Source organism: Bradyrhizobium sp. STM 3562, assembly GCF_045571435.1.
Lineage (GTDB): Bacteria > Pseudomonadota > Alphaproteobacteria > Rhizobiales > Xanthobacteraceae > Bradyrhizobium.
The window spans coordinates 2,816,333-2,842,582 of record NZ_CP120694.1 but is presented as its reverse complement, the minus strand read 5'-3'; the positions used below and the strand labels follow the sequence as shown (position 1 = coordinate 2,842,582).

16 protein-coding genes are annotated in these 26,250 nt (G+C 63.6%); 3 read left to right on the top strand and 13 right to left on the bottom strand.

The window, feature by feature from the left end; all coding sequences use genetic code 11:
- Nucleotides 1-260 precede the first annotated feature (260 nt).
- Nucleotides 261-3,614, top strand: coding sequence for an AAA family ATPase (locus tag P6U23_RS12950; RefSeq protein WP_407180137.1), 3,354 nt, complete (start codon nucleotides 261-263; stop codon nucleotides 3,612-3,614).
- 6 nt (nucleotides 3,615-3,620) lie between these two features.
- On the opposite strand, the gene P6U23_RS12945 is transcribed toward P6U23_RS12950, so the two are convergent.
- Both P6U23_RS12945 and P6U23_RS12940 read right to left on the bottom strand, forming a co-directional pair.
- Entirely contained in the window at nucleotides 3,621-5,312 is a 1,692-nt protein-coding gene (locus P6U23_RS12945; RefSeq protein ID WP_407180136.1) for a patatin-like phospholipase family protein, read from the bottom strand.
- 268 nt (nucleotides 5,313-5,580) lie between these two features.
- A complete protein-coding gene (locus tag P6U23_RS12940) occupies nucleotides 5,581-8,016 on the bottom strand; it encodes an EAL domain-containing protein (RefSeq protein WP_407180135.1) in 2,436 nt (811 codons plus the stop codon).
- Nucleotides 8,017-8,284: 268 nt separating this feature from the next.
- On the opposite strand from P6U23_RS12940, the gene P6U23_RS12935 reads away from it, so the two are divergent.
- Nucleotides 8,285-9,448 carry an ABC transporter substrate-binding protein gene (locus tag P6U23_RS12935; RefSeq protein ID WP_407181436.1) on the top strand — a complete coding sequence of 388 codons (1,164 nt, stop codon included), beginning with the start codon at nucleotides 8,285-8,287 and terminating at the stop codon, nucleotides 9,446-9,448.
- A 216-nt stretch (nucleotides 9,449-9,664) separates the two neighbouring features.
- On the opposite strand, the gene P6U23_RS12930 is transcribed toward P6U23_RS12935, so the two are convergent.
- Nucleotides 9,665-10,597: a cytochrome c gene (locus P6U23_RS12930; RefSeq protein ID WP_407180134.1), complete on the bottom strand. Its 933-nt coding sequence runs from the start codon at nucleotides 10,595-10,597 to the stop codon at nucleotides 9,665-9,667.
- Between the two features lie 159 nt (nucleotides 10,598-10,756).
- Between P6U23_RS12930 and P6U23_RS12925 the strand changes: the two genes are divergently transcribed.
- The gene (locus P6U23_RS12925) at nucleotides 10,757-11,176 is read left to right on the top strand and encodes a CHRD domain-containing protein (protein WP_407180133.1); all 420 of its coding nucleotides are present in this window, start codon (nucleotides 10,757-10,759) and stop codon (nucleotides 11,174-11,176) included.
- A 511-nt stretch (nucleotides 11,177-11,687) separates the two neighbouring features.
- Here P6U23_RS12925 and P6U23_RS12920 read toward each other — a convergent pair.
- The 10 genes from P6U23_RS12920 to P6U23_RS12875 all read right to left on the bottom strand — a co-directional run bounded on the left by P6U23_RS12920 (nucleotide 11,688) and on the right by P6U23_RS12875 (nucleotide 26,246).
- On the bottom strand, nucleotides 11,688-12,137 hold the full coding sequence (locus P6U23_RS12920; protein WP_407180132.1) for a c-type cytochrome: 450 nt from the start codon (nucleotides 12,135-12,137) through the stop codon (nucleotides 11,688-11,690).
- Between the two features lie 122 nt (nucleotides 12,138-12,259).
- Nucleotides 12,260-14,569: a xanthine dehydrogenase family protein molybdopterin-binding subunit gene (locus P6U23_RS12915; protein WP_407180131.1), complete on the bottom strand. Its 2,310-nt coding sequence runs from the start codon at nucleotides 14,567-14,569 to the stop codon at nucleotides 12,260-12,262.
- A 76-nt stretch (nucleotides 14,570-14,645) separates the two neighbouring features.
- Nucleotides 14,646-16,172: a murein biosynthesis integral membrane protein MurJ gene (gene murJ / locus P6U23_RS12910; RefSeq protein ID WP_407180130.1), complete on the bottom strand. Its 1,527-nt coding sequence runs from the start codon at nucleotides 16,170-16,172 to the stop codon at nucleotides 14,646-14,648.
- A 210-nt stretch (nucleotides 16,173-16,382) separates the two neighbouring features.
- A complete protein-coding gene (locus P6U23_RS12905; protein WP_407180129.1) occupies nucleotides 16,383-17,534 on the bottom strand; it encodes a DegT/DnrJ/EryC1/StrS family aminotransferase in 1,152 nt (383 codons plus the stop codon).
- Nucleotides 17,535-17,649: 115 nt separating this feature from the next.
- On the bottom strand, nucleotides 17,650-18,672 hold the full coding sequence (locus tag P6U23_RS12900) for a Gfo/Idh/MocA family oxidoreductase (protein ID WP_407180128.1): 1,023 nt from the start codon (nucleotides 18,670-18,672) through the stop codon (nucleotides 17,650-17,652).
- Between the two features lie 210 nt (nucleotides 18,673-18,882).
- A complete protein-coding gene (locus P6U23_RS12895) occupies nucleotides 18,883-20,115 on the bottom strand; it encodes an amidohydrolase family protein (protein WP_407180127.1) in 1,233 nt (410 codons plus the stop codon).
- Nucleotides 20,115-22,562: an ATP-binding cassette domain-containing protein gene (locus P6U23_RS12890; protein ID WP_407180126.1), complete on the bottom strand. Its 2,448-nt coding sequence runs from the start codon at nucleotides 22,560-22,562 to the stop codon at nucleotides 20,115-20,117. The genes P6U23_RS12895 and P6U23_RS12890 overlap by 1 nt, the downstream gene beginning before the upstream one ends.
- Nucleotides 22,559-23,428 (bottom strand): branched-chain amino acid ABC transporter permease, encoded by an 870-nt coding sequence (locus P6U23_RS12885; RefSeq protein WP_407180125.1) that lies wholly within the window; start codon nucleotides 23,426-23,428, stop codon nucleotides 22,559-22,561. Before P6U23_RS12885 ends, P6U23_RS12890 begins: the two co-directional genes overlap by 4 nt.
- A gap of 4 nt (nucleotides 23,429-23,432) precedes the next feature.
- On the bottom strand, nucleotides 23,433-24,617 hold the full coding sequence (locus P6U23_RS12880; protein WP_407180124.1) for an ABC transporter substrate-binding protein: 1,185 nt from the start codon (nucleotides 24,615-24,617) through the stop codon (nucleotides 23,433-23,435).
- Between the two features lie 237 nt (nucleotides 24,618-24,854).
- Nucleotides 24,855-26,246: a Dyp-type peroxidase gene (locus P6U23_RS12875; RefSeq protein ID WP_407180123.1), complete on the bottom strand. Its 1,392-nt coding sequence runs from the start codon at nucleotides 26,244-26,246 to the stop codon at nucleotides 24,855-24,857.
- Between the last annotated feature and the right edge of the window lie 4 nt (nucleotides 26,247-26,250).

Sequence of the window (26,250 nt, the reverse complement as noted above, 5' to 3'; positions counted from 1 at the left end):
TTGTCAGGGTCTGACGCTTCTGCGGCACAAGGCCTTCTTGTTCAGGCCGCGTCGGGCTCTCCGCGGCCGAGCTAAGCTGGCGCGAATACCGCAGCAGCGGTATCCTTTGCCGCAATTGCGAACCTGCTCACATTTGCCGCCCTCGTCTCGCCCTATCATGGGCACGGCAAGGAGCCTGTTGTAACGGCCGTTGAGGAGCCGAGGGCCTTCGCATGCTGTATAAACGTTGCTATTGTCGCGACCCGGGCCATAGGTTCGCCATGACACCGATTGCGGAGTGGCTAGCATCGATCGGCTTGAGTGAATACGCCGAGCGCTTCGTCGAAAATGCGATCGATCTGTCGGTCCTTGGCGATCTGACGGAGCAGGATCTCAAGGACCTCGGCGTCCTGCTGGGACATCGGCGCAAGATGCTGCGCGCCATTTCCGAACTGAGGGGGCAAGCCCCTCAAGCCGCGCAAACAGCCACCGCCCATGCACCACGGAACGGCGCCGAGCGGCGCCAGCTCACGGTGATGTTCTGCGACCTGGTGGGCTCCTCGGCATTGTCGGCCCGTCTTGACCCCGAAGACTTGCGTGCGGTCATTGGCGCCTATCACGCCTGCATCAGCGATGTCATCGCGAAGAGCGAGGGCGTCATCGCCCGCTACATGGGCGATGGCGTGCTCGCCTATTTCGGCTTCCCCCGGGCGCATGAGGATGATGCCGAACAGGCGATACGCGCCGGACTGGCCTCGGTCGACGCGGTCACGAAGCTCAAGACCGACATCGGCACCCCGCTTCAGGTTCGGGTCGGGATCGCGACCGGCATGGTGGTGGTCGGCGATCTCACCGGGGAAGGCGCGGCCAAGGAACAATCGGTCATTGGCGAGACGCCGAACCTGGCGGCGCGGCTGCAGTCGCTGGCGATGCCCGGATCGGTTCTGATCTGCGGGAATACGCGCCGATTGACCGAGGGTCATTTCGAATGTCGCAATGTCGGCCCCGTCATGCTGAAGGGCTGGGCGGAGCCCCTGCCGGCCTGGGAAGCGCTCGGTGCTACGAGCGCGGAAAGCCGCTTCGAGGCGCAGCACAAAGCTCGACTGACGCCGCCGATCGGCCGGGACGAGGAAATCGAGCTGCTGCTGCGCCGCTGGCACAATTCCGTGCGTGGCGAGGGCAGCGTGGTGGTGTTGACCGGCGAGCCGGGCATCGGCAAGTCGCACATTTCCCTGGCGCTCGAAGAACGGCTCAAGGACACCGAGCCCCACATCACGGTGCGCCATTTCTGCTCGGCGCATCACACCCACAGCGCGCTTTACCCCTTCATTCGTCAGCTCGACCGGGCCGCCCGGTTCGAGCGAACCGACCTGCCGGAGACGAAATTCGCAAAGCTCGAGGCATTGCTCGTGCGCTCCGGGGCGGCCCCGGAGCAGGTCGTGCCGCCTCTAGCGAACCTCTTGTCGGTGCCGACCAGTGATCGCTATCACGCCCCGGAGATGACCCCGCAGCGGCGCAAGGAGGTGACGCTTGCCGCTCTTCTGACTCAGTTCGAGGCCCTAACGGCGCGTCAGCCCGTCTTCGTTATTTTTGAGGATGCCCATTGGGCGGATCCGACGTCGCTGGAGCTGCTCACGCTGACGATGGAACGGGTGCCGCAGCTTCGGGCGCTGATCCTCATCACCGCGAGACCGGAATTCATGCCGCCCTGGCCGGGGCATGCGCATGTGACGACCGTCTCGCTGACGCGCCTCAACCGACGCAACGGGGCGGCGTTGGTCGAGCGGGTCACGGCCGGCAAGATGCTGCCGGCCGAGGTCATGGACCAGATCCTGGCCCGTACCGATGGCGTGCCCCTGTTCGTCGAGGAACTGACCAAGACCGTTCTCGAAACCGGGATGCTGGAGGAGCGGGACGACCACTATGTCCTCAACCGTCCGCTGCCCGCGATGGCGATACCGACGACGTTACACGCTTCGCTCATGGCAAGGCTGGATCGCCTCGCCCCCGTGCGGGAGGTCGCCCAGATCGGCGCCGTGGTGGGCCGCGAGTTCTCCTACGAACTGCTGAGCATTGTGGCTGGCCTACCTGCGGATCGCCTTGAGGAAGCGCTCGCCCAACTGGTCCGATCGGAGCTGATATTCTGCCGCGGCGAGATCCCCAGGGCGGTTTACACGTTCAAGCATGTGCTCGTGCGCGATGCCGCCTATTCGGGCCTGTTGAAGAGTCGGCGCGCGGCGCTGCATGCCACGATCGCGGACGCGTTCGAGCGGCGCTTCCCAGAGATCGTCGAAGCTCAACCCGAGACCGTCGCGCATCACCTCACCGAGTCGGGCTTGTTCGAGAAGGCCACCGGATACTGGCTGCAGGCCGGCAAGAAGGCGGCCATGCGCTCCGCCAATCTCGAAGCTATCGTACATCTGGAGCGGGGCATCGAGGCCTGCTCCCATCTGCCCGAGGGTTCGCGAAAGGACCGGCTGGAGCTTGATTTCCAGGTCGCGCTCGGGCCGTGCCTGATCGCGACCCAGGGACCGGCCTCGAACAAGGCCGTGGCGACCTTCACGCGTGCGCGCGAGTTATGCGAGCGCCTCGGAGATCCCCCCGAGCAACTGCAAGTGATGTTCTGGCTGACCACCGCCAGTGTCATGCGCGGCGAATTGCCGGTCGCCCAGGAAACCATCGCCGCCTTGCTTCATCTTGCTGAAGCGCGCGGCGACCGGGCGGCGCTGCTCAACGCGACCCGCGGTCAGGCGATGATTCGTCTTTTCATGGGACGCCTTGTTGACGCCCGCGCGGCCATCGAACGCGCTGTCGCGGAATTCGAGGCAAGCAGTGAGGCAGAGAGACTAGCCGCGCGAGCGGCCGGCCAGGATGCCGGCGTAGCCGACCTTGCGCTGATGTCATGGGTGCTGTGGCTGCTTGGCGATATCGATTCCGCGATCATGCGTATCGATGCCGCAGTTCAACGTGCTGACGCGATCAACCATCCCCATTCGCAAGCCTATGCCTGCTACTATGCTTCCGTCGTCCACCTGCTTCGCGGCGAGATACCGATGGCGCAGCGGCATGCGGAGCGCTGTCGCCTCCTCTGCGAGGAGCACGGGTTCCGCCAGTGGCGCGGATTGGCGCGCGCGGTCCATGGCATATGCGTCGCGTTGCTCAATCCATCGTCCCGCGCCACCGAGGAGATTCGCGCCGCCATGGATGAACATCGTGGCGCGGGTTACCAGCTAGGTATCACGGCCCTCTATGTATTGTTGTGTCCTGCCTTACTGCTGAGTCAGGAATACGAGACTGCGCTAGCCGTCGTCGAGCAGGGGTTCACGACGACAAGCCGCAGCAGCGAGCGGATATTCGAGGCCGAGCTGTGCCGGCTGAAGGCGCGCACGATGATCCTCTGCGATGCGCCGGATGACGGCGCCGAGTTGCTGCAGAAGGCCTTGGGTATCGCAAGAAGCCAGCATGCGAGGATCCTCGAACTTCGAGCCGCGGTCGATCTTGCCAGGTTGTGGATGGAGCGTGGCCGGCGCGAGGAAGCGATCAATCTCCTCGCGCCGGTCTACGGCTGGTTCACCGAAGGATTCGAGACGCAGGACCTCAAGCAAGCAAAGGCTGTGCTCGATCAGTTGCGGTGAGCTCGACTACAGTCGGTCCAAGGAAGGACCTGGGGCAAGCACGTTATATTGCCTTCTCACGTCAGGATTGCTGAGTGCAAAGATGGCGTACGGGATCGCGCCGTCCGGAAATTCACCTTTGCCGTTCGGCTCGAGCCGCTGGCCCTCGGCATCGACCCACCAGCCAATTTTCTGCAACAGAAGCTGCTGATCCATGTCGGGTTTTGCCGTCTGTATCGCTTCTATCAGCCGGTTTCTATTTATTCCCGCTCGCCCAAGAACTTCAGTCAGGCGCGCACGCACCTTCTTGTCCCTCGCCGGATTCTCGTTAATGAACCGCACAGCTAGGTTTTCTTCCTTGAACTTCTTGCCGGCTGCTTGATACGCCGCGATTGCTTCCTCCGCTGCAGCCCTCCCCAAGGCTCGTCCATGATCGAGATTGCTGTGATTCCATTTGAAATTGATATGCGCGGGCACATGGATCTCAACGACCGTGCCAGTCCACTTGCGAGGCCCGTCGTATTTGACGTGGTACTTGAACAGCCTGACGTCATCTTCACCGACAGTGGCGGCAAACAACTGGCAAAGATTTGCCAGGGCGTCGTGAAGATTCTTTGGTTTTCGGATTTGCTTCGTATCTACGATCCTGCTCACCCATATCTCGTCGAGATCACCATGTTCCTGGAGCAGACTCTCGAAGTTTACCGTATCAACGAGAGCGCCCTCACAGTACGTCTTTGTCCCGATCTTCACGGTTTCTTCGATGTACGGGAGAGCCGAACAGGCGCATAACGTGGATGCGGTGATGTCCCCCACGTATTCTGGATCTTCCATCCGACGGTTGCAGAACAACGCGAGCCTCTGATCGTCGAGATTCCAGGCGTTGTGGAAGATGGTTGACTTACACTTTTTCAGCTCGGCAAAGTTTATGCCCTTCATGAACTCGCTGTCCGGATAATTGATCCTGGACAAGCCCGTGACATTGGACAGATACATCATCGACGTCAGATAACGGACGAAGGGATTGGGCGCCATCACCTCATTGAGAATCCATTTATTTATGTCGCCCTTGTCCCATTTCTTCAGCGTCTTCCCGTCCTTCTTGTCGGGCATCCGGTCAAGCAGGAACGACATGGAGCTCTGGTAGGCCTCCAAGACCTTATATGGATCCCACATAAAATCGTTGTAGTTGCTGGGCTCCCTCACGAAGGTGCTCAATGCCTTGCGGATACTGCCCCAGTCCGGCCCGAACACTGTATTTATGGGGAAGTGTTCGTAGCTTTCATCGTCGCGAAAGACGCCATCCCTAAAGAACTGATACGTCTTTTCGGGTCTGTCCTTGTTTGCGACTTCCTTCTGGTCGAACTGATTGTAAACAATGCCGACCCATGCGCCGATGCAGGACAACGCCCAAACATCGAAGGTTATATCTTTGGCGGCAAGGGCGTCCAGAACGCCAATGTGCAGTCCTGCAGCCGGCCCGCCACCACCGAGCGTAATCGCCCTTTTCAGTTTTCGCTCGGGTGGTCTTACCTCAACTGCTCTTGTCTCACCTGGTTTCGCGTCGACTGATCTTGCTTCCGCCGGTATCGCCTCCGGGATTTTTACCGGGGCTACTTCCCGCGCCAGCTTTTCCCCCGCTGCTGCCTGAGCCGGTCTTTCGTCGGCTGATTTTTCCTTCGCGGGTTTTTCCTTCGCTCGTCTTTCCTCGGCTGACATTTTGAATACTCCCTGCAAGTATGAATGCCCGCACCCAATCGAATTTGAATTTCCGAAATGGCGGCTAGAGTAGTTTCTTTTGTTAAGATTGGGAAGCGACCGCATGCCGCTGAGGTTGTACAGGGAACCAAATACGGCAACAGGGCTGACACAAGCGGGCGAGTATACCGTTGCATCTCTCGGATTGGCTTCGTCCCTTTAAGCCGCCGCGCCGTTGTAGCGCTTGATCCAAGCACACGGTCGTCCCCGAGCGCGGATCAATCCTTGGTCAAGCCGCGTCGCGCTCGCCGCGACCGATCTGCAGATGCTCTTCCAGCGCCCCGATCGGCATCGGGCGTCCCAGCAGATAGCCCTGCGCGAAGTTCACGCCGAGCGAGCGCAGATGCGCGAGCTGCTCGTCCGTCTCCACACCTTCCGCCGTGATCGACATGTCCAGCCCGCGCGCCAGGGTCACGACAGAGGAGATGATGGCACAGCTTTCCGGCCGCTCGCTCAAATTGGCAATGAAGGACTTGTCGATCTTGATTTTGTCGAAGGGGAAAGCGGTGAGCGAGCGCAGCGATGAATAGCCAGTGCCGAAATCATCCAGCGCCAGCGAAATGCCGATGCTGTTGAGCTTGTCGATGAACGTGTGGTTTTCGGCGGCCTGCTCCAGGAGCACGGATTCGGTGATCTCGATCTCCAGCCGCTCCGGCTTCAGCCCTGATCTTTCCAGCGCCTGCTGGATCACGTCGAACAATTCGGCCTGCTTGAACTGGACCGGCGACAGGTTCACCGCAACCTTCACATCGTCGGGCCAGCATGTCGCGTCATCGCAGGCGCGCGTGATCACCCACTCGCCGAGCGGCACGATCAGGCCCGTGGTCTCGGCGAGTGGGATGAACTGGTCGGGCGGGATCAGCCCCTTCTCCGGATGGCGCCAGCGCACCAGCGCTTCCACGCCGCGCCGCCGCCCCGTCTCCACGTCGTAGAAGGGCTGGTAATGCACCTCGAACTGGCAGCGCGCGATGGCGTCGCGCAAATCGCCCTCCAGCGTGTTGCGGGCCTCGAGCTCGGCCGACATCGCCTGGTCATAGATGGTGTAGCAGTTACGGCCCGCCGATTTCGAGCGATAAAGCGCAAGGTCGGCCTTCTTCAGGAGCTGTTCCTGGTGACGGCCATGCTCCGGCGCGAGTGCAATGCCGATCGAGGTGCCGATTTCGACGCGGTGGCCCAGGAGTTGGAAGGGTTCTGCGATCAGCTTGGAGATGCGCCTGGCGAGATCCAGCGAGGCCGAGCGCTGGTCGTCGGCGCCGCCCTGGATCACCGCAAATTCATCGCCACCAAGACGCGCCAGCACGTCGCGTGAGCGCAGCGTCGACTTCAGGCGCTGCGCCACCATCCGCAGCAGGGCATCGCCCGCGGCATGGCCCAGGGAATCGTTGACGTTCTTGAAGCGGTCAAGATCGAGCAACAGGATGGCAAAACCGCCGCCGGCTTCGGAAGCGTTGCTCTCCTGCAGCCGCTCCAGGAAGAAGCCGCGGTTTGGCAGTCCGGTCAGTATGTCGGTCTGCGCGAGCTCCAGTACGCGGTGGTTGGCGAGCGAAAGCTGCAGCGAATTGCGGCTGGACAGGCCGAGATAGATGGCCAGAAAGATCGTGGTGAGCATCCCGGCGACGAACACGGCCAGCGCCCGATAGTGGTTCTCCATCAGCTCGCCGCCGCTTGCTGGAACGGCAAGCAGTTGCCAATTGACGTCGCCGATCTTCAGAGCAGTCGACCAGCGCAGCCCATCCGTTGCCCGCTTGCGCTCAGGTTCGGTGGAGAAGTCGGGCCGGGACGGCGGTGTGGACGCCGTGGCCTCGGCGGAATCGGACGGATAGACATGGATAGCGATTGCCGGGCTCGCTGCCCCGGTCGCGCGGATCGTCTGCAATAGCCGCGGCAGATCGAACATCCCGACGATGAAGCCGTTCAGATTGCGCCGGCGGTCGGCGGTCGTCATGCGCGACGTTCCCTTGGCGTAGACCGGTACGCCCACCATCACGCCGACGGGGTTGGCCCCGTTCCTGGTCTCGTAAAGGCGGGTGCGCAACACCGCGACGAGATCATTATCGCGCGCACGTTCCAGCGTGGCGCGCCGTTCGGGAAAGGTCCAGTAGTCCAGCCCGTAGACCACGGAGGTCTTCGGTTCGGTGGAGAAGTAGACGGGAAAATACTCATCCTGCTCGGGGACGGGCGCGCCGTCGGCGAAGGATTTGATCCGGTAGCCGGAGAGGCCATCGGCGACCGCCGCGGCCTCGTAATCGGCGCGCTCCCTGCGTTCGACCCGCGGCACCCAGGCCACGCGTATGAGGCCCGGATGATCCTCGAACAAGCGCTGGCTGAAGGTCTCGTATTCGCTGCGGGTGATGTCCTCGTTGGCGGATTCGAACAGCGTGCGCAGCGTCATCAGCCGGCCGACATATTCGTTGACGCCGTTCTGGATCGTGATCGCCTGGGTCTCGGCGAGACCCTCGAACTCGGCGCGGACCACGCGATTTTCCCATTGGCCGACGGCAAACACGCCGGCCAGCGACAGCAGTGTGCCGATCGCGGCCGCGATCAGCGCAGGACGATACAGCCCCGCGCGCGAGGGCGGCGCGCGCCGGCGTTCGATGCCGCCGTCGAAGCGGCAATCGTCCCGGTCCTGGTCCCCTGGCTCCTCGTCTCGTCCGACCTGCAAAGCGGCCCCCAAAACGGCTTTCCCACCGTCGGGAGGAATCCGACATGATGCGCGGTTAAGAACTTCCAAAAATCGGGGTTTCTACGGTTGCGGGCCTAGCGCCTTAGTTAACAATCTCCGCTCGTACAAGGCGACAAATGCACGTTTCTCCGGATTCATACGGACGAATTGAATGCGATCGGTTAGCCGGCTCTTCACACCGCGGACATATCCTGCAGCCCGCCTTGCCACCAACCTCAAGCACACCTCATCGCGTCAGACCCACATCATGCGGCCACCACTGTTCGCGATCGCCGGTCTCGCGCTTCTCGCGGCCGTGCAGTTTCCGCTTTCCGCAAGCGCGGAGGAGGTCGGCATCAGCGCCGACACGATCCTGTTCGGCCAGGCCGCCGCCCTCGAAGGTCCGTCCTCGGCGCTCGGGCAAGGCATGCGGCAGGGCATTCTCGCGGCCTTTGAGGAGATCAATGCCAAAGGCGGCGTGCACGGCCGCAAACTCAAGTTGATCAGCCGCGACGATGGCTATGATCCCGACCGCTCGGTCGCCGAGACCGTAAAGCTGATCGACGAGGACCGGGTGTTCGCGCTGATCGGCGCGGTCGGCACGCCGACATCGATCGCGACGGTTCCGATCGCGGCGGAGAAGAATGTGCCGTTCATCGGCCCGCTGTCCGGCGCGGAATTCTTGCGTGCCTCCGAATTCCGCAATGTCGTCAATATTCGCCCGAGCTACAGCGCCGAGGCCGAAGCCTGGATCAAGCATCTGACGGAAGACCTCCACTTAAAGACCATCGCGATCTTCTATCAGGACGACTCCTTTGGCCGCGATGGCCTCGCCGGCGTCAAGGCCGCGCTAGCGCGGCGGGGGCTCGAACTGGTGGCGGAAGGCACGTTCGAACGCAACACAAGAGCGGTCGGCGCGGCCTTGAAGGCGATCAAGCGTGCCGAGCCCGAGGCGGTGGTGATGGTCGGGACCTACGGTCCCTGCGCCGAGTTCATCAAGCTCGCGCATCGCAGCCGCTTCAATCCGACCTTCGTCGCGATTTCCTTTGTCGGCGCCGATGCGCTCGCCAAGGAGCTCGGGCCTGAAGGGCGGGGCGTGATCGTTTCCGAGGTCGTGCCGTTTCCCTGGAATACGCGGTTGAAGCTCGTCGCCGATTATCGGGCAGCGCTACGGGACCTCGATCCCGCGTTGCCACCCGGCTTCCTCTCGCTGGAGGGCTATCTGTCCGGACGGCTGGCCGGCACAGTGCTGGAGATGGCTGGCCCCCACCCCACCCGCGCCGACATGCTGCGCATCATCAACGAGATCGGCGAATTCGATATCGGCGGCACCATTTTCACCTTCGGCGCAAAGCGACGCGAGCGGCCGGCGGCGGTGTACCTGACCGTGATTCAACCGGATGGCACCTTCAAGGCTGTCGATAGGCTTTAGCTTCCACTCTCCCCGCTCTTCGCGGGGCCGCGACGAGCAAAGCTCGTTCTGGGAGGGTCGGGGTGAGGAGCTCTATCCACGCATTCGGACTCGTGGAGAGTCCCCCTCACCCGCATCGCATCTCTCGATGTGATGCGACCTCTCCCCGCAAGCGGGGCGAGGTGAACGGCGCGACCGCCACATCGGTTCAAACGGTACCGACTCCGCTCTGGACCTTCACCCCTCGCTCGCGGGCTTCTTGGGCGGGCGCGGCGGGCCTTCGACCGGCGGCAACGATTTGACAAATTCCGCGATCGCTGCGCGATCGTCCGCCGGTAGCTGCGAGGTGTTCTTGATCACGCGCGCCATCGAACCACCGGCGCTATCGCCATCGGGCGTTTCGCCCGTTTCCAGAAAATAGGCGATGTCTTTCTCGCTCCAGTCGGAAAGACCTTTCTGCGTGATGTTCGGCACCCAGCCCTCGCCTTCCGGATTGGGGCCACCCGCGAAACGCTGCGCGCTGACGATGCCGCCCAGAAAATTGCGCGGGCTGTGACACTCTGCGCAATGCCCGAAACTGTTGACGAGATAGGCGCCGCGATTCCAGCGCGCCGAGCGCGACGGGTCGGGTGAGAACGGCTTGCCGTCCATGAACAGCAATTTCCAGATGCCGATGTTGCGACGGATGTCGAACGGAAACGGCACGTCGTGATCGCGCACGCGGCCCGGCACGGGCGCAAGCGTCTTCAGATAGGCAAAGAGATCGCGAACGTCCTGCACCCTGGCGTGCGCGTAGGACGTGTAGGGAAAGGCCGGAAAGTAATGCGTCCCCTCGGGCGAAAGGCCCTTCATCACCGCGGTCACGAAATCACCCTCGCTCCATCGCCCGATGCCGTCGGCCGGATCGGGTGAGATGTTCGGCGCATAGAACGTCCCGAAGGGCGACGGGATCGCTAGTCCCCCGCCGAGCTTGAGCCGATCGGGCTGGTTCGGCACCGCGTGACAGGAGGAGCATCCTCCGGCATTGAAGATGATTTCGCCGTTGGCGGCGTTCGGGGTATACGCAGGCGCCGTGACCGCGAGTTGCAGCGGCGCTGCCGTCAACCAGCCGTAAAATCCGAACGCCACAACCGCCAGCAGCAGCGTGGCCAGGAACATTCGTCGCTGCATCACCAACTCGTCATATTGAACCGAGTTTATGGGTGGTAAGTGCTATACTCCAGCCATAGATTGGCTGAAAAATTTTCAAATGTTGCGGCGGGTTGCGGGAATAACGCGTAACCATCATTGTTGTGAAAGCGGCACGACGTCGAAAAAAGGGAGAGAGCCATGACCAAAGCCATGTTTGCTGCGCTTGCATTCGCAGCGGTGATCGTTCTTGCCGGACCGGCCAGCGCGGAGAAATTCAAGGCAACGCTGGACGGCAAATCGGAAGTGCCGCCCACGACCAGCACCGGGACGGGCACTGCCGATATCGACTACGATCCCGCAAGCAAGAAGCTGAGCTGGACGCTCACCTATTCGGGCTTGACGGGACCGGCCACGGCTGCGCACTTCCACGGCCCCGCTGAGGCCGGCAAAAATGCCGGCGTGGCGGTGGCGATCCCGAATGCGACATCAAGCCCGGCCAAAGGCAGCGCGACGCTGACCGATGCGCAGGCCGCCGATCTCGAGGCCGGCAAGTACTACGTCAACGTTCACACCGCGGCCAATCCGGGCGGCGAAATCCGCGGTCAGGTGACGAAGTAAATGTGACGGCGCAGTTTCGATCGCGCATTGTTCATGCAAGTCGAAGCAGGCGTCCAACTATCCCCGTCACCCCGAGGAGGCCGCGAACCGGGGCCGTAAGGGCAACGGCCCCGGTCCTGCAGCGGGGGCCGCTCATCTTTTGGGACTCGCGGAGCCTGTCATCGGGCCGCGCTTCGCGCGGCCCTGGTGGCAAGCACCTCGGGATGACGGTTTGAGATGGTGCGTGCGTTGGTCCAATCCAGGCGGACACCTCTTAGAGCATCCGCCGAGCTGAGCGAATCGGAGAGCGCGGGCTCCGCCGTCATTGCGAGCCAAGCGAAGCAATCCAGACTTTGTCCGCGGATACAGTCTGGATTGCTTCGTCGCTTTCGCTCCTCGCAATGACGGGCCTGGTTGAAGGCACTCGTCCCGCTCTGGAACTGCTGTAGCTGAACAAACAAAAAGAGGCGGATGCATCGTGCATTCGCCTCTTTCATTTCTGTGTTCGGTATCAGCCGCTCCGCGCTCTTCGCTATTTCAGCTTCACCCGATAGGTCTCGTGGCAATCGGTGCAGCGGTCGTTGATCGACTTGAACGCCACTTTCAGGTCGTCGAGAGAGTTGATCTTGCCCTTGATCTCGGCGATCGCCTTCTGCACCGGCGGGATCTTGGAATCGAAATCGGCCTTGTTCTGCCAGATCTTCTGCGACGATCCGAACTTCGCGTCGACCACGTCTTCCTTCGGGTTGTTCGCAAAGGTGGTCGCGATCTTCTTGACGTCGCCTTCGAGTTGGGCGAGCGCGTCGTCGACCGCCTTCTGGTCATACGGCGTTTCGCCTTTGACCATCTTGCCCATGATCACATACATGCTCTTGCCCTGAGAGCGCATCAGATTGTCCTGCTCGACGGCGAGCTTCTGATCCGCCATCACCGCGCTGATGCCCAAGAGCAAGGCCCCCGCCACCACAACTGTCCGTTTCATCGACGACTTCTCCTTCGCGCAAAAGCTGACTGCAAACGATACCGCGATCCTGCTCGCGCAGAATCGCGGCTTATTGAAGAACCCCGCCGCGGCGTTTTATTCCGCCACGGAAGACGTGAATTTTACAGACTGTGCTGGCGCTGATGCTCGCGGATCGCGATCCAGACCCGCTCGGGCGTCGCCGGCATGTCGATGTGCTCGATCTTATATTCGCGCCACAGCCCGTCGACGATGGCATTGACCACCGCGGGGCAGGAGCCGATCGCCCCCGCCTCGCCCGCACCTTTCACGCCCATCGGATTGGTCTTGCAGGGGATGTTGTGGGTCTCGAAGTGGATCGACGGACCATCGGCTGCGCGCGGCAGCGCATAATCCATATAGGTGCCGGTCATGAGCTGGCCGTCGCTCGGACTGTAGAGCACCTGCTCCATCAGCGCCTGCCCGATCCCCTGCATCACACCGCCATGCACCTGCCCCTCGAGCAGCAGCGGATTGAGCGTCACGCCGAAATCGTCGACGATCACGTAATTGACGATCCTGATAATGCCGGTCGCAGGATCGATCTCGACCTCCGCGATGTGGGTACCGTTGGGATAGGTGCCGTCGGCGCTGGAGAAGGTTGCGCTGCCGGTGAGCTTCTTCGGGTCGGCGCCCGGACGCTTGGCGAGATCGGCGAAGCCGATCGAGCGGTCGGTGCCGGCCACCCGCACCACGCCGCCCGCGATCTCGAGATCGCCGACGCCTGCTTCCAGCGCTTCGGTCGCGAGCACCTTCAGCTTCTTGCCGAGCTCGCGCGTGGCGCGGTCGACGCTGACGCCGCCGGAGGGGATGGAGGAGGAGCCGCCGGTCCCGAGACCGGTGGCGATTTCATCCGTGTCGCCCTGGTGAATGTGGATCCGCTCCGGCGGCAGGCCGAACTGCTCGGCGACGATCTGGGCGTAGGCGGTCTGGTGCCCCTGCCCGCTCGACTGGGTGCCGATCAGGATGGTGACGTCGCCGTTCGGATCGAGCCGCACATTGGCGGTCTCTTCGCCCATGGTGCCGCAGATTTCGACATAGCTCGACATGCCGATGCCGCGCACCAGACCCGCTTTCTTGGCGGCCTTGGCGCGCTTGGGGAAGTCCTTCCAATCGGCGGCTTCCATCGCACGTTTCATATGCGCGGCGAAATCGCCGGAATCGTAGACCTTGCCGGTGGCGGTCTTGTAGGGGAGCTGGCGCGGCTGGATGAAGTTTTTCTTGCGGATCGCATCCGGCGTCATGCCGAGCTTGCGCGCGGCCGCGTCCACCAGCCGTTCGATCACGTAAGCGGCCTCGGGCCGGCCCGCGCCGCGATAGGCGTCGACCGGCACCGAATGGGTGAAAACGGTGCGCACGCGGCAGTGGAAGGTCTGGACGTCGTAAAGGCCCGGCAGCATGCCGGCGCCGCCATGTGGAATATAGGGCCCGAAGGTCGACAGATACGCGCCCATGTCGCTGACCAGGTCGACATCCATGGCAAGGAATTTGCCGTCCTCGGCGAGCGCCATGCGCGCCGTGGTGATGTTGTCGCGCCCCTGCGCGTCGGCGATGAAATGTTCGGAGCGATCGGCCGCCCAGCGCACCGCCTTTTTCAGCCGGCGTGCCGCGACCGCCAGCAGCGCATATTCGCGGTAGGGAAACAGCTTTGTGCCGAAGCCGCCGCCGACGTCGGGGCAGATCACCCGCATCTTCTCGACGGGAATGTTGAGAACGTTCTGGCAGAGAATGTCGCGCAGCCGATGGCTGCCCTGGCTGCCGACCGTAAGTGTCAAATGGTCGCGCTTGGCATCGTATTCGCAGACCGCCGCGCGGGTCTCCATGAAGCTTGCGACGACGCGCGGATTGACGATGGAAATCTCGGCGACCGCGTGCGCCTTCGCGAAGGCCTCATCGGTCGCCTTCTTGTCGCCGATCGGCACGTCGTAGAGGATGTTGCCGGGATGGCTGGGCCAGACCTGCGGCGCGTCCGGCTTCAGCGCATTGATCGCGCCGGTCACCGAAGGCAGCGGCGTCCAATTGATCTCGATGGCCTCAATGGCGTCGCGCGCATGATCGATGGTGTCGGCGACCACGAAGGCAACGGCATCGCCGACATGGCGCACCTCGCCGCTCGCGAGAATCGGATAGGGCGGACCAGTGAAGGGATCGACCTCGAAATTGAACAGGCACGGCAGACCACCGAGATCCCGGACATCCTCGGCGGTGAGAATCAGGGCGACGCCCGGCAAGCCCTGCGCGCGGGCAATATCGATGGTGTACGAGGCATGCGCATGGGGCGAACGCAGAACGAGCGCATGCAGCGCAGCCTGTGGCGCGGTGTCGTCGGTGTAGCGGCCCTTGCCGCGGATCAGCGCGTCATCCTCCTTGCGCAGCACGCTTTGGCCAACGCCGAATTTGATGGGAGCAGCCATTCTAACTCCAGTTTTTTATCTCTAAGGTTGCGCCATATTGCAGCGGATCGCGGGGCAGCGCAAATCCCTTTCGTCGTCAGCCGCGCACCAACGAGCGCAGCCATTTAAGGCCAAATAGCAGCAGAACGCATCCGACATAAACCACTGACCCGACGGCGATCAGCAGCAGAAGCACGATTTCGTCGCGGAAGCTGTGCAGCGCAAGATGCGCTGCAGCAAACTTCGCCGTGGGCCAGAGCGCGGCGGCGAGCACGATGCCGGACAACGCGAATTTCAGTATTGATCGCAGCAGTGCACGGTCCGGCTCGAGATAGCCTGCCCGCACGGCGAAGCCGAGGACCAGCAGAAGATTGGTCCAGGCACCGACGGCCGTCGCGAGCGCAAGACCGATTTGCGCGAGCGCACCGACCAGCGCGATCTTCAGGGCGACGTTGATGGCGACCCCGATCAACGCTGCCTTGACCGGCGTGGCGGTGTCCTTGCGCGCGTAGAAGGTCGCAACCGCGCTGCGGATCAGCACGAAGGGAATGAGGCCGATCGCATAGGCCGCCAGCGTCGCGCCCGCCGCGGCGGCATCGGCTTTGGAAAAGGCGCCGCGCGCGAACATCGCGCGCATGATCACGTCGGGCACGGTCAGGAAGGCCGCGACGAAGGGCACCGAGAACAGGAGCGTGAAATCGAAGGCGCGACGCTGCGAGCGCATGGCGCCCTCATCGTCGCGCGCGGTGATCTGCCGCGACATTTCCGGCAGCAGCACCGTGCCGATGGCAATGCCGATCACCCCGATCGGCAACTGGTTGAGGCGGTCGGCGTAATACAGCGCCGACAAGGCGCCTGCGGGCAGAAACGTCGCGATGATGGTATCGGCGAACAGCGCGACCTGCGTGCCCATCGAGCCGAGCGTCGCCGGGCCGAGGGCGGCAAAAAAGGCGCGCACGTCTTCGTCGAGGCTGACGCGCGCAAGGCGCGGCAACCCGCCGTGCCTTGCGAGATCGCCGGCCAGCAAGAAATATTGCAGGAAGCCGGAAATCAGGACACCCCAGGCGGCGGCGTGACCTGCGCCCGGAAAGAACGCGGCCAGCGCCAATGTCGCAATCATCGAGATATTGAGAAAGATCGGCGCGGCCGCCGCGCTGGCGAAGCGATGCATCACATTGAGCATGCCGCCATAGAGCGTCACCAGCGTGATCAGGAGCAGATAGGGAAAGGTGATCCGCGTCAGCTCGATCGCGAGGCTCCGCTGTGCAACGTCCTCGGTGAAGCCGGGCGCCAAGATGCTCATGGCCTGCGGCATGAACAGCATGGCGAGTACGAGCAGCACGATTTGCGAAACGAACAGCAGCGTGAAGATGCGGTCGGCGAACAATTTGGCCGAGGCCTGTCCGTGCTCGCCCTGCACATGCGCGTAGGCCGGCACGAAGGCCGCGTTGAACGCACCTTCGGCAAAGATGGCACGGAAATGGTTGGGCAGCCGCAGCGCCACGAAGAACGCGTCCGCCACGGGGCCGGCGCCAAGGATCGCTGCCAGCATGATGTCGCGCGCGAACCCCGTCAGCCGCGAAAGCAGGGTGTAGCCGCCGACCGTGAAAATACGCCCAAGCATGCGCCGCTTCTAAAGCATGAGGGGAGGACTTTGAAGCGAAGAACGTGGCTTACCTCCCCATCGGGAGAGGCCGGCCGGAGCGCCGGGTGAGGGGTTACGGTCCCTCGACGGTGCGACGCCCCTCACCTGGTTTGCGTCGGACGATGCGTCGCATCGGCAGGAGCAAATCGGCCTCTCCCCGCTGGAGAGAGGTAAACCGAACTCGTGGACTCAGCCCGAAATCGCTCCGCGCACCGCGGCGATGATGCGGTCCTGGGTCGGTTCGTCGAGATAGGCGTGCATGGGCAGGCTGATGACATCGGCCGAAAGGGCCTCGCTGACCGGCAGGCCACCCTCGGCGACCGGGTAGTGCCGGTAGGCGGTCTGCTGATGGATCGACTTCGGATAATAAATGGCGGTCGGAATGCCCTGCGCTTTCAAGGCCGCGGCGAAGACATCGCGATCATGCCCCTTCGGCAGCCTGATCGTATATTGCGCCCAGACCGACGTGCACTCTTGCGCGAGTCGCGGAACCTTCACGACATTGCCGAGCCCGCGCGCGTAGCGCTCGGCGACCTTGTTGCGGGCTGCAATCTCGTCGTCAAAGATCTTCAGCTTCTCGACCAGGATCGCCGCCTGCATGGTGTCGAGCCGACCGGTCAGACCAAGCCGCACGTTGTCATATTTGTCCGTGCCCTGGCCGTGCACGCGGACGCTGCGCAAGGCTGCGGCGAGGTCGGCATCATCGGTGAGGATGGCGCCACCGTCGCCGAAGCAGCCGAGCGGCTTCGCCGGAAAGAAGCTCGTGGCGGTCGCAAGCCCGAACGTGCCGAGGCGACGGCCCTTGTAGCTGGCACCAAAGCCCTGCGCGGCGTCGTCGAGCACGAACAGACCCGCGTCATTGGCGATCGCCTCGATCGCATCGTGATCCGCGCTCTGGCCAAAGAGATCGACGGGGATGATCGCCTTCGGCTTGAGACCATTCTTCCTGGCTGTGACGATACCGCGCCTGAGCGAAGCCGCGTCCATGTTGAAGGTCTCTTCGTTGACATCGACAAACACCGGAGTCGCCCCGGTGAGCGCGACCGTCTCCCCCGTCGCGCAGAAGGTGAAGGACGGGCAGATCACAGCGTCGCCCGGACCGATGCCCTTGGCCATCAGCACCATCAAAAGCGCATCGGTGCCGCTGGAGCAGGTCACCACATGCTTGGCGCCAGAGAAGGCGGCAAGGTCGGCCTCGAGCTGAGTCACTTCCGGACCGCCCAGGAACTGGCAATGCGTGAGCACGCGCGACACCGCCTCGTCGATGGCCTTGCCAAGCCGTTGGCGCTGAGCGGCGACATCGATGAAGGGAATGGGTGAGGGGCGCAGATGCTGGTTCATGGACTCTTGTACAGGCTGAGAGAGGGACATTGTTAGCTTTGGAGCGTGGTCCTTTCACAAAAACCGCTACCCGCTTTGCGTTGGCGCGACCCGCCGGGTCCGGACCATGCCCGGATCAACCGACGACGACGCGGCGCGGCCCCTTGCGCACCGGGGGCGCGGCGGCGGTCTTGGCCGAGGTTTCCAGGCAGCGGGTGGCGATTTCAAGGCTGGCCACGCCCTCGTCGCCGGTGACAGCCGGCGCGGCACCTGCGCGCACCGCGTGCAGGAAGGCGATCAACTCGGCCCGCAGCGGCTCGTCGTGCCCGACCGGCAGATGGCGCATGGAATAGCTGCCGTCCGGCTTGAAGCCGAAACATTCGGTGACCTGGCGCGTCAAGAGATCGCCCATGACATATTTGCCGCGGGTCGCGACCGTGACGCTGCGAGCCTTGAACGGCGTCAGCCAGTTGGTGTTGATATGGGCGAGCACGCCGGAGGCGGTGCGGAATTGCAGGAGCGCGATGTCCTCGCGCTCGGCGACCGCGCTGGAGAGCTGCGGCTGCACTTCGATGATATCCGACTCGGTGAACCAGCGGATCAGATCGATGTCATGAACAGCAAGGTCAATGACCACACCGACATTGGACATCCGCGGTGGAAACGGTCCGACGCGGGTGATCGCGATGGAGAGAATGTCCTCGCCCGAAATCGCCTGCTTGACCGCGGCGACCGCCGGATTGAAGCGCTCGACATGTCCCACCATCAGCGTGACGCCGGCAGCCCGCGCGGCCGCCACGATTTCCCGGCCCTCCTCCACCGTCGAGGCAATCGGCTTTTCGACGAGCACGTCGATTTTCTTCGCGATGCAGGCGAGCGCGATTTCGTGATGCAGATGCGTCGGCGCCGCGATCGTGACGGCATCGACCCCCTCGGCGATCAGATCGTCGAGATTTTCGAAGGTGCGGCAAGCGGTGAGATCGGTGGCGCGTGTGCGGTGCGCCGGCAAGGGATCGACCACGCCGACGAGGCTGACATCCGGCAAGCCCGCCAGCACGCGGGCATGATTGGTGCCCATCACGCCAGCGCCAACGACGCCGACGCGCAGCACGCGCCTCGGCCCGGCCTTGATCTCCGCTCCGGTCCCCCTGGAACTCATCTAATTAACCCCCACTGGAATCTGGCCCCAAACCACCCCGACCGCTTCCTACCACGTCGTCACACATGTGGCGAATGTTCACACGGTTAACCGGACACGATTTGATTCAAAAAATTACAGCGTCGAATCGGCACAACCGCCGTGATTCGAGCGACCTGACGTCGTCGCAAGTTTGCCGGGCATTGGCACGATTTTGTGTCGGGAATCTGGCTAGTTCACCGGCACATGCAGCACTGGGCGTGGTCGCGTGAACGACGGCCGACCACGTTTGATGCCCCAGAGAGGCTGGGCGAGCGCTGAGATGACCTCGGCAGCACTACCTGCATCGAGGCACACGAGATCGGCGGGGCCGCCTTCCCTGATCCCGTAATCGTCCAGACGCATCAGCCGCGCGGCACTGGTCGTGATCATGTCAAGGCAGCCGGCCAGATCGCCCGGCCGCGACACGTGACAGACATTGGCGTACAGGTTGGCTATGCGGATCAGCGAGCCGTCGCCATAGGGCGTAAACGGGTTCAGTACGTTGTTGGTTGAAATCGAGCAGGTTACACCCGCTTGTCGCAACGGCTCCACGGGGACCACGCCGCGCGGTATGGCGTGATCATGCGAACGGCCCATCAGATGCAGATCGGTCGAGGGCAGCACCGTCACAGCGACGCCAGCATTGGCGACCTCTGTCGCGATGGCAGCAAAACGCTTCCGCGACAACAGCGACATCTGCGTGACGTGTCCGACCGCGACCCGACCGCCCCAGCCATATTCCTCTGTCTTGCGGCAGACATATTCGATCTGCATGCCATCCGCGCTGTCGGCGAGGTCGAGATGCATGTCGATCTCCGCATCGAAATCGCGGGCGATAGCAAAGATGCGATCGATCTGAGCACGCGGATCGCTGTCGAAATAGGGCGCCGCGCCGATTGTGCGCGCGCCGCGGCGCAGGCCCTCAATCAGCAATTCCTCGGTGCCGGGATTGTTGGTCAATCCTTCCTGTGGGAAAACGCACAGTTCAAGATCCACGGCCCAGGCGTAGTCGCGCGCGAGCTGGCTGATGGCCTCGAATCCGATCATGCCGATGCCAGGATCAAGCTCGACATGGGTGCGCATGCGCATCGTGCCATGCGAGATGCCGCGCTCCAGCGTCGTGCGGGCGCGCGCATAGATATCTTCGACCGTGAAGCTGCGCTTGGCGCGCGCGGTCTCGCGAACCGCTTCCGCGACCGTCCCCTCCTCGATCCGGCAACGGTCGAGGATGCAGGTCTTATCGAGATGGATGTGAGTCTCGATCATTCCGGGAACGACGAGGCAGCCTTCGGCGTCGATCGCTCGCGCATCGGCGTCGAGATGCGATGCGATCACCGCAATGGCCGAGCCGGCAATGCCGATATCGACGGGGCGAATGTCGCCGTCCAGCAGCACGCGGGCGTTTCGAATGACAAGGTCCATCAGTTCACCACCGCTTGATGGGCGCCGAGATAGGCCTCGTCCAGCATCCTGTTACGCAACTCCGAGGCACTGCCCTGCATCACCACTTCACCATGTCCGAGCACATAGCCGCGATCGGCGATGGCGAGCACATGATCAGCCATCTGGTCCACGATCAGTAACGTCGTGCCCTCGTCGCGCAATCGCGTGAACTGCTCGAATAATTCCGCAGCGACGGCAGGCGCAAGTCCCAGCGACGGCTCGTCGAGCAGGAGGATGTCCGGCCGGGCGAGAAGACCTCGCGCGACCGCAAGCATTTGTTGCTCGCCACCGGACAACAGCCCCGCCGCGGTGTGCAGCCGGGGACGAAGCCGCGGAAAACGCGCCAGCATGGTTTCGATTTCGGCAGGATCGAAGTCCCCGCGCCTAACCGCGCCAAGCCGAAGATTTTCGAGAACCGTCAGGCGCGGAAACACCTGGCGGCCTTCGGGCACGAGGACGAGGCCCGCGCGCGCGACACGATGCGCCGGAAGCTGCGCCAGCTCCTCCGCGCCGTTGAACGCGATGTGGCCGGCGACGGGACGGATCAGGCCGCTCAGCGACTTCATCAATGTCGATTTCCCGGCCCCGTTGGGTCCGAGCACGGCGACGGTCTCGCCACGGCCGACCTTGAGACTGATTCGATCGAGCACCGCGAGCGGCCCGTAGCCGGCGCTGAGTTCGCTAACCTCGATCACGGCGGCGCCGGCTGCGCGCTGCGCCAGCGGGGGCCTGTTCGCCCTTCCCCCGAGATAGGCGGCTTTGACGGCAGGATCTGCGCGCACCACCGCCGGCGGGCCCGCGGCAATGCGCTTACCTGCATCCAGCACGAGGATCTCGTCGGACACCGACATCACCAGCGTCATGTCATGCTCGACCAGCACGATGGCGAGCCCAGCGCGCGCCAGACGCCGCAACAGCCCGCCTAGCTTGGCTGTGTCCGCCGCGTCGAGGCCGGCCGCCGGCTCGTCCAAGAGCAGCACGTCGGGCCTGGTTGCGAGCGCACGCGCGATCTCGAGCAAACGTCGATCCACATGGGACAGCGTGCCGGCCAGCCGGTCATCGGAGCCGGAATAGCCGACCAAGGTAAGCAGCGCACGCGCGAGCTCCGCCCTCGCCTCGCCGCGCCAAGCGCCGCGCAACAAACCCAGGCGGACATTGTCGAGCACGGTGAGGGTGCCGAACGGCTGCGCCGTCTGGAAGGTGCGCACCAGACCGTTTCGCGCGATGTCATGAGCGGGCTTGCCCGTGAGCACACGCTCGCCGACTTTGATCGCGCCGGAATCGGCCGCCTGGAAGCCGCTGATGAGGTTCAGCAGCGTGGTCTTGCCGGCACCGTTCGGCCCGATCACGCTGGTGACGGACCCGCAAACCGCCTTCAAATCCACGCCCGCCACCGCGACGACGCCGCCGAACGCGACACGCACGCCTTCAACCGCGAGCGCATTGTGCGGACGGGTAATGTGAGCGAGCGCCAGATCGACATTCGCCGTAGTGGCGGCCATGGATCGTCCCCGCGTCAGCAGTGGCGCCAACGCGCCGGCCGCGCCGCCCGGAGCAAGCCAGAGCACGATCAGCAGCGCTGCGCCGAACACCAGCAGGCGATACTCGGCGAGGCCGGACAACAGCTCGGGCAGCAGCGCAACGATCGCGGCACCGATCAGCGGGCCCATGGTACGGCCCGCACCGCCCACGACCACGACGAGGAGAAAGAGGATCGATTGCGAGAACGGAAACGAGCTCGGCGCGATGAAGCCGGTGAGCGCAGCCTGCAATCCACCGGCGAGCCCGGCCGCTACCGCGGCGAGTACGAAAGCAACTGTGCGCACCGGCACGGGATTGATGCCGATGCTACGCCCGGCAAGAGGCGCGGCGGCGTTCGCCTGTATCGAAAGACCGAGCCGACTGTTTGCCAAGCGATGAAAGGCAAACAATGCAGCAGCGCAGAAGCCGCAGGCCAGGAGAGCCGTACCTCCGGTACCGAACGGCGCCGCAATTCCGCTCAGACCACTGGCGCCGCCGGTCAGATCGCGCCATTCGATTGACACGGACTCGATGATAAAGCCAAAAGCAATCGTGACCATCGCGAGATACGGTCCGGTCAGCCGCAGCGCTGGGATCGACAGCAGCGCGGAAATGGCGGCGACCAGCAGCACCGCAAGCGGCAGCGCCAGCCAAAAGCTCAAGCCCGCCTTGGTCGTGAGAATGGCAAGGCCATAAGCGCCGAGCGCCAGGAATCCGGCCTGCCCAAGCGACACCTCGCCGGCCAGCCCGAGCAGGACGTTCAGGCCGATACCGACCAGCGCCGTCGTGGCCAGTGTCCCCAAGAGATAGGCATAGTAGCCGGGCGCGAGCAAACAAATGGCGGCCACGGCGACCGCCAGCGCCAAGAACACCACGAAGGCCATCACTAGCGGGACAGCCCTCATACCCGCACCCTGGTCTCGCGGCTGAACAATCCTGCCGGGCGGAGCGCCAGTGCCGCAATGACGACCGTGAATGTCACGATTTGCGTGCTGGAGGAGCCGAGCCAGGTCGTGGCACAGGCCTCAACGAGGCCGTAGCCGAGCCCGGCGATCACCACACCCCAGGGATTGGTGAGGCCGCCGAGGATCGCTACCGCAAAGGCCTTGATGCCGAACAGCGTCCCCATGTCGTAGGCGACGTTATAGAGCGGCGCGATCAGGATGCCGCAGATCCCGGCGAGCAGCGCTGCCGCGGCATAGGTCAACGCGATCAGCGCAGTCACGTCGATGCTCATCAGCCGCGCGGCGTCCGGATGATCGACGGTGGCACGCAAGCGCAAGCCCAGCTCGGTCCTGGTCATGCCGAGGTGAACCAAGGCGGCCAGCCCCAAGGCGACCGTGGGGATCAACAATTGGAGCGGATAGATGCCAATCTTGCTGATTACCCAGGGATCGTCGGCGAGTGGCGAGGTCATCGCGCGCGGCTCCTTGCCGAAGAGCCCCATCACGAGATTGTCGAGCACAATACCGAGCGCGACGGTGGCCATCAGCCAGGAATTGGTGCCACGAGCGACGAAAGGCCGGACCGCGACGCGTTCGACGACAAGCCCCCACAGCGCGCAGACGAGCAGCGCCGCCGGCGCCGCCACGGCTATCGGCCAATGCATTCCGATCGCAAGCACGTAACAAAGGACGGCGCCCAGCATCACCGACGAGCCTTGCGCGAAATTCACCGTGCCCGAGACGGCAAAGGTCAGGGTGAAGCCAAGCGCGATCAAGCCATAGATGCTGCCGAGACCGAGTCCCGATACAAGCGCGGTCGCCAGCATCGCGTCAGCCCGCGATCGGCTCGATCTGGTCTCCCTTGTAACGAACCATGACGTAGTCGTTTTCGGTCAGTGCGTCGTGGTTCTCGTCGGTGAAGGGTTTCCTGTAGGTCTTGATCAGGCCTTGATAGCTGTCGATCGCCAGGAAGGCTTGGCGCAGTTTTTCCCCGTCGGTCGATCTGGCCTTCTCGAGCGCGAGCGCGGTGAGCTGCATGGCGTCATAGGCATTGGCGACGCCGACCGGCGGGGTGATGTCGCCCGGCCCCTTGATGTCAGGGTATTTTGCCATCAACGCCGCAAGCACGCGCTTGCCGACGTCGTTCTGCTTGCCAAAAAAGCTGTAGGTCTGGATGAAATGCACCTTGCCCGCCCAGGAGCCCGCGAGCTCGGGGAAGCGGCCCCCAGAGATGCCCCAATGCGAGACCACGGGTACGGCCCACGCCATCCGCTGCAGCGATTTGACGACCTGGGCGCCGGGCGCGGCGTTGCCGACCAGGATCACCGAATCCGCACCCGCATTGCGCAGGCGCTGAAGCTGCGGCGTCATGTCGACGTCCTTGTCGTCGAATTTTTCCGCGCCCGCGAGCTTGATGCCGGCGGCCTGCGCCGCCGCGGTGAGGCCGGCGAGATTGGACTCGCCCCAGCCATTATTGACCAGCATCAGTCCCGGGGTCTTGGAGCCGAAGGTGGTGGCGGCGTATTTGATCAGCGCACGGTCGACCAGCACGTCGACCGCCGAGACGCGAAACACATAATTGGGATTGGCGCCGTTGCGGGTGATGTTGGTCGCAGCCGCCCAGACGCCCATGAACGGTACATGCGCGACGTTCACAACCGGCACGATGGCAAGCGACACCGGACTGTCGATGCCGCCGAACAGGATGACGGTGCCTTCCTTGTCGATCAGCTCGCGCGCCGCCGTCTGCCCCTTGGCCGGATTGGACTCGTCATCGCGGCGCACGATCTCGAGCATGCGTCCCCCAAGCACGCCGCCACGCGCGTTGATCTCGTCGATCGCGATTGTGAGCCCGCGGGTGATGCCTTCGCCCGATTTCGCGGACGGGCCGGACAGTGCCGCGACAAGCCCGATCTTGATAGGATCGGCGGCGAATGCGCGGCGGCCGATGAGACTGCCGGCGGCGATGCCGGCGGGAAGTACGAGGGCTTGGCGCCGCGTGAGATGTGTCGGCATTGGAAAGCTCCCTGAGGCTTATGTCGGAGGCATGTCTGAGATGGCTTGTGCGGCCCTTGACGGGCTATTCTTTGAATGGCGCAGGGCGCGCCATCCCCGTATGCAAGCAAGTGGCATGCCACGCGCGGCAGCAGCGGCCACCGTTGCCAGAGATTTGATCGAACTTGGGTGATCGCAGCGAAGTTCAACGAAGCCTGCGAGAGCATCAATGCTCGCGCACGGCCGATGCCTCGGCTGCTACTTGCGGAGCGAGCCGAGGTAACGAATGGCCGAGATGCTCGGCAGGAAGGTGTAGGCCCCGCCTCTGGTCTGGACAAAACGCGGCAGGCCGCACAACCGGATCGTGGCGCCGGATTTGAGCAGGAGGTCGAACCAGCTCGTCTCGGGTTCGTTGGCGCCGATCAGGGGATCGTTCGAGCCGGTCACGCGTGGGTCCTGCAGGCCGACATTGACCCAATCGCAGCACATCGCCTCGAACTGGGCACCGAGGCTGGCACCGATGAAGTTGCCGAGGAGGCCGCGCTCCTGTCTCGCCGTATCGGGGTTCGCGGGATCGTAAGCCGGCCCGTAGGGCATGCCGCGGCGAACCAGGCGGCGGCTATGGTTGGCAACCCGCTGAACGATCTGGCCGCCGCGCGGATTGGTCCTGCGGATGTGGGCGCCAAACGGACAGCGCGAGGCGGCGTCATAATCGAACTTGTTCGGCGGCTCCGGATGCTCCGGCGTATCCGGCGACAGCGCCAACGGCACGCCGTTGCGCCAGCGGCCGCACATCTGCGCGGCAACAATCTCGCGCAAGGCGCCCTCCCGCGACAGCCCCGCCCCGATTTTTGCCTCGTCACCCGGCGGCAGCAATTCGTCGACTTGCGGGTGCGACAACAAATATTTGGCTGATACAGTGAGATAGTCTTCGAAACCCGCCACGTCCTGTTCGAGCACGCGAAACGCGTTGAACGTGCCGTTGAGGCCAAGCGCTTTCGGCGCGGGCACCCGCCAGAACAGGCCTTCGAAATTATTGGGATAGCCGAGCAGCACCGTGCCGAGCGGCGCCATCGGCTGCGCGTCCGGATAGTTGTCGGGGTCGTGAACCTCGGCAAAGCGCGGCTGCGAGATGTTGTCACGATAGCCGAAGTGAACGTAGTCGCCATCGAAGTTGCAACCTTCGCGCTTGCCGAGCAGCTTGAACGCGCCTCCCCGCAGAGCCTGATTCTGGACGCGATCGAGCTCGGCGGCATCATCGGCATAGATCGATGCGATCAAGTGAATGGCCTGCGGCTTGTCGAACGGCGCCGGCCATCGGTTCGGCGCACTCTCTCCGACGTCGCCGAGCTTGATGGCCCGCGCGGGCATCCCCTCGACGAACTCGGTCGGGAAAGTCGCAAGCGATTCAGCGGACACGCCGAGCGTGCGCAAGCCCTGGAAGGTGATGCCGATGTTGAAGCAGCTTACCGGCTTGCTCTCCCACGGAGCCTGCGTCGTGACCTGCGGACGATCGCCGCCGCCCGAGACGATGGCGCCGCACCAAGCACGCGCCTCGCTTGCGTCAGCGACCTCCAGGATCAGATGCCGCACGCGAGGCTTGCGGTAGCCGCGCAAAATATTTCCCTGGACGTCAGAGGCATTGAACATGGCG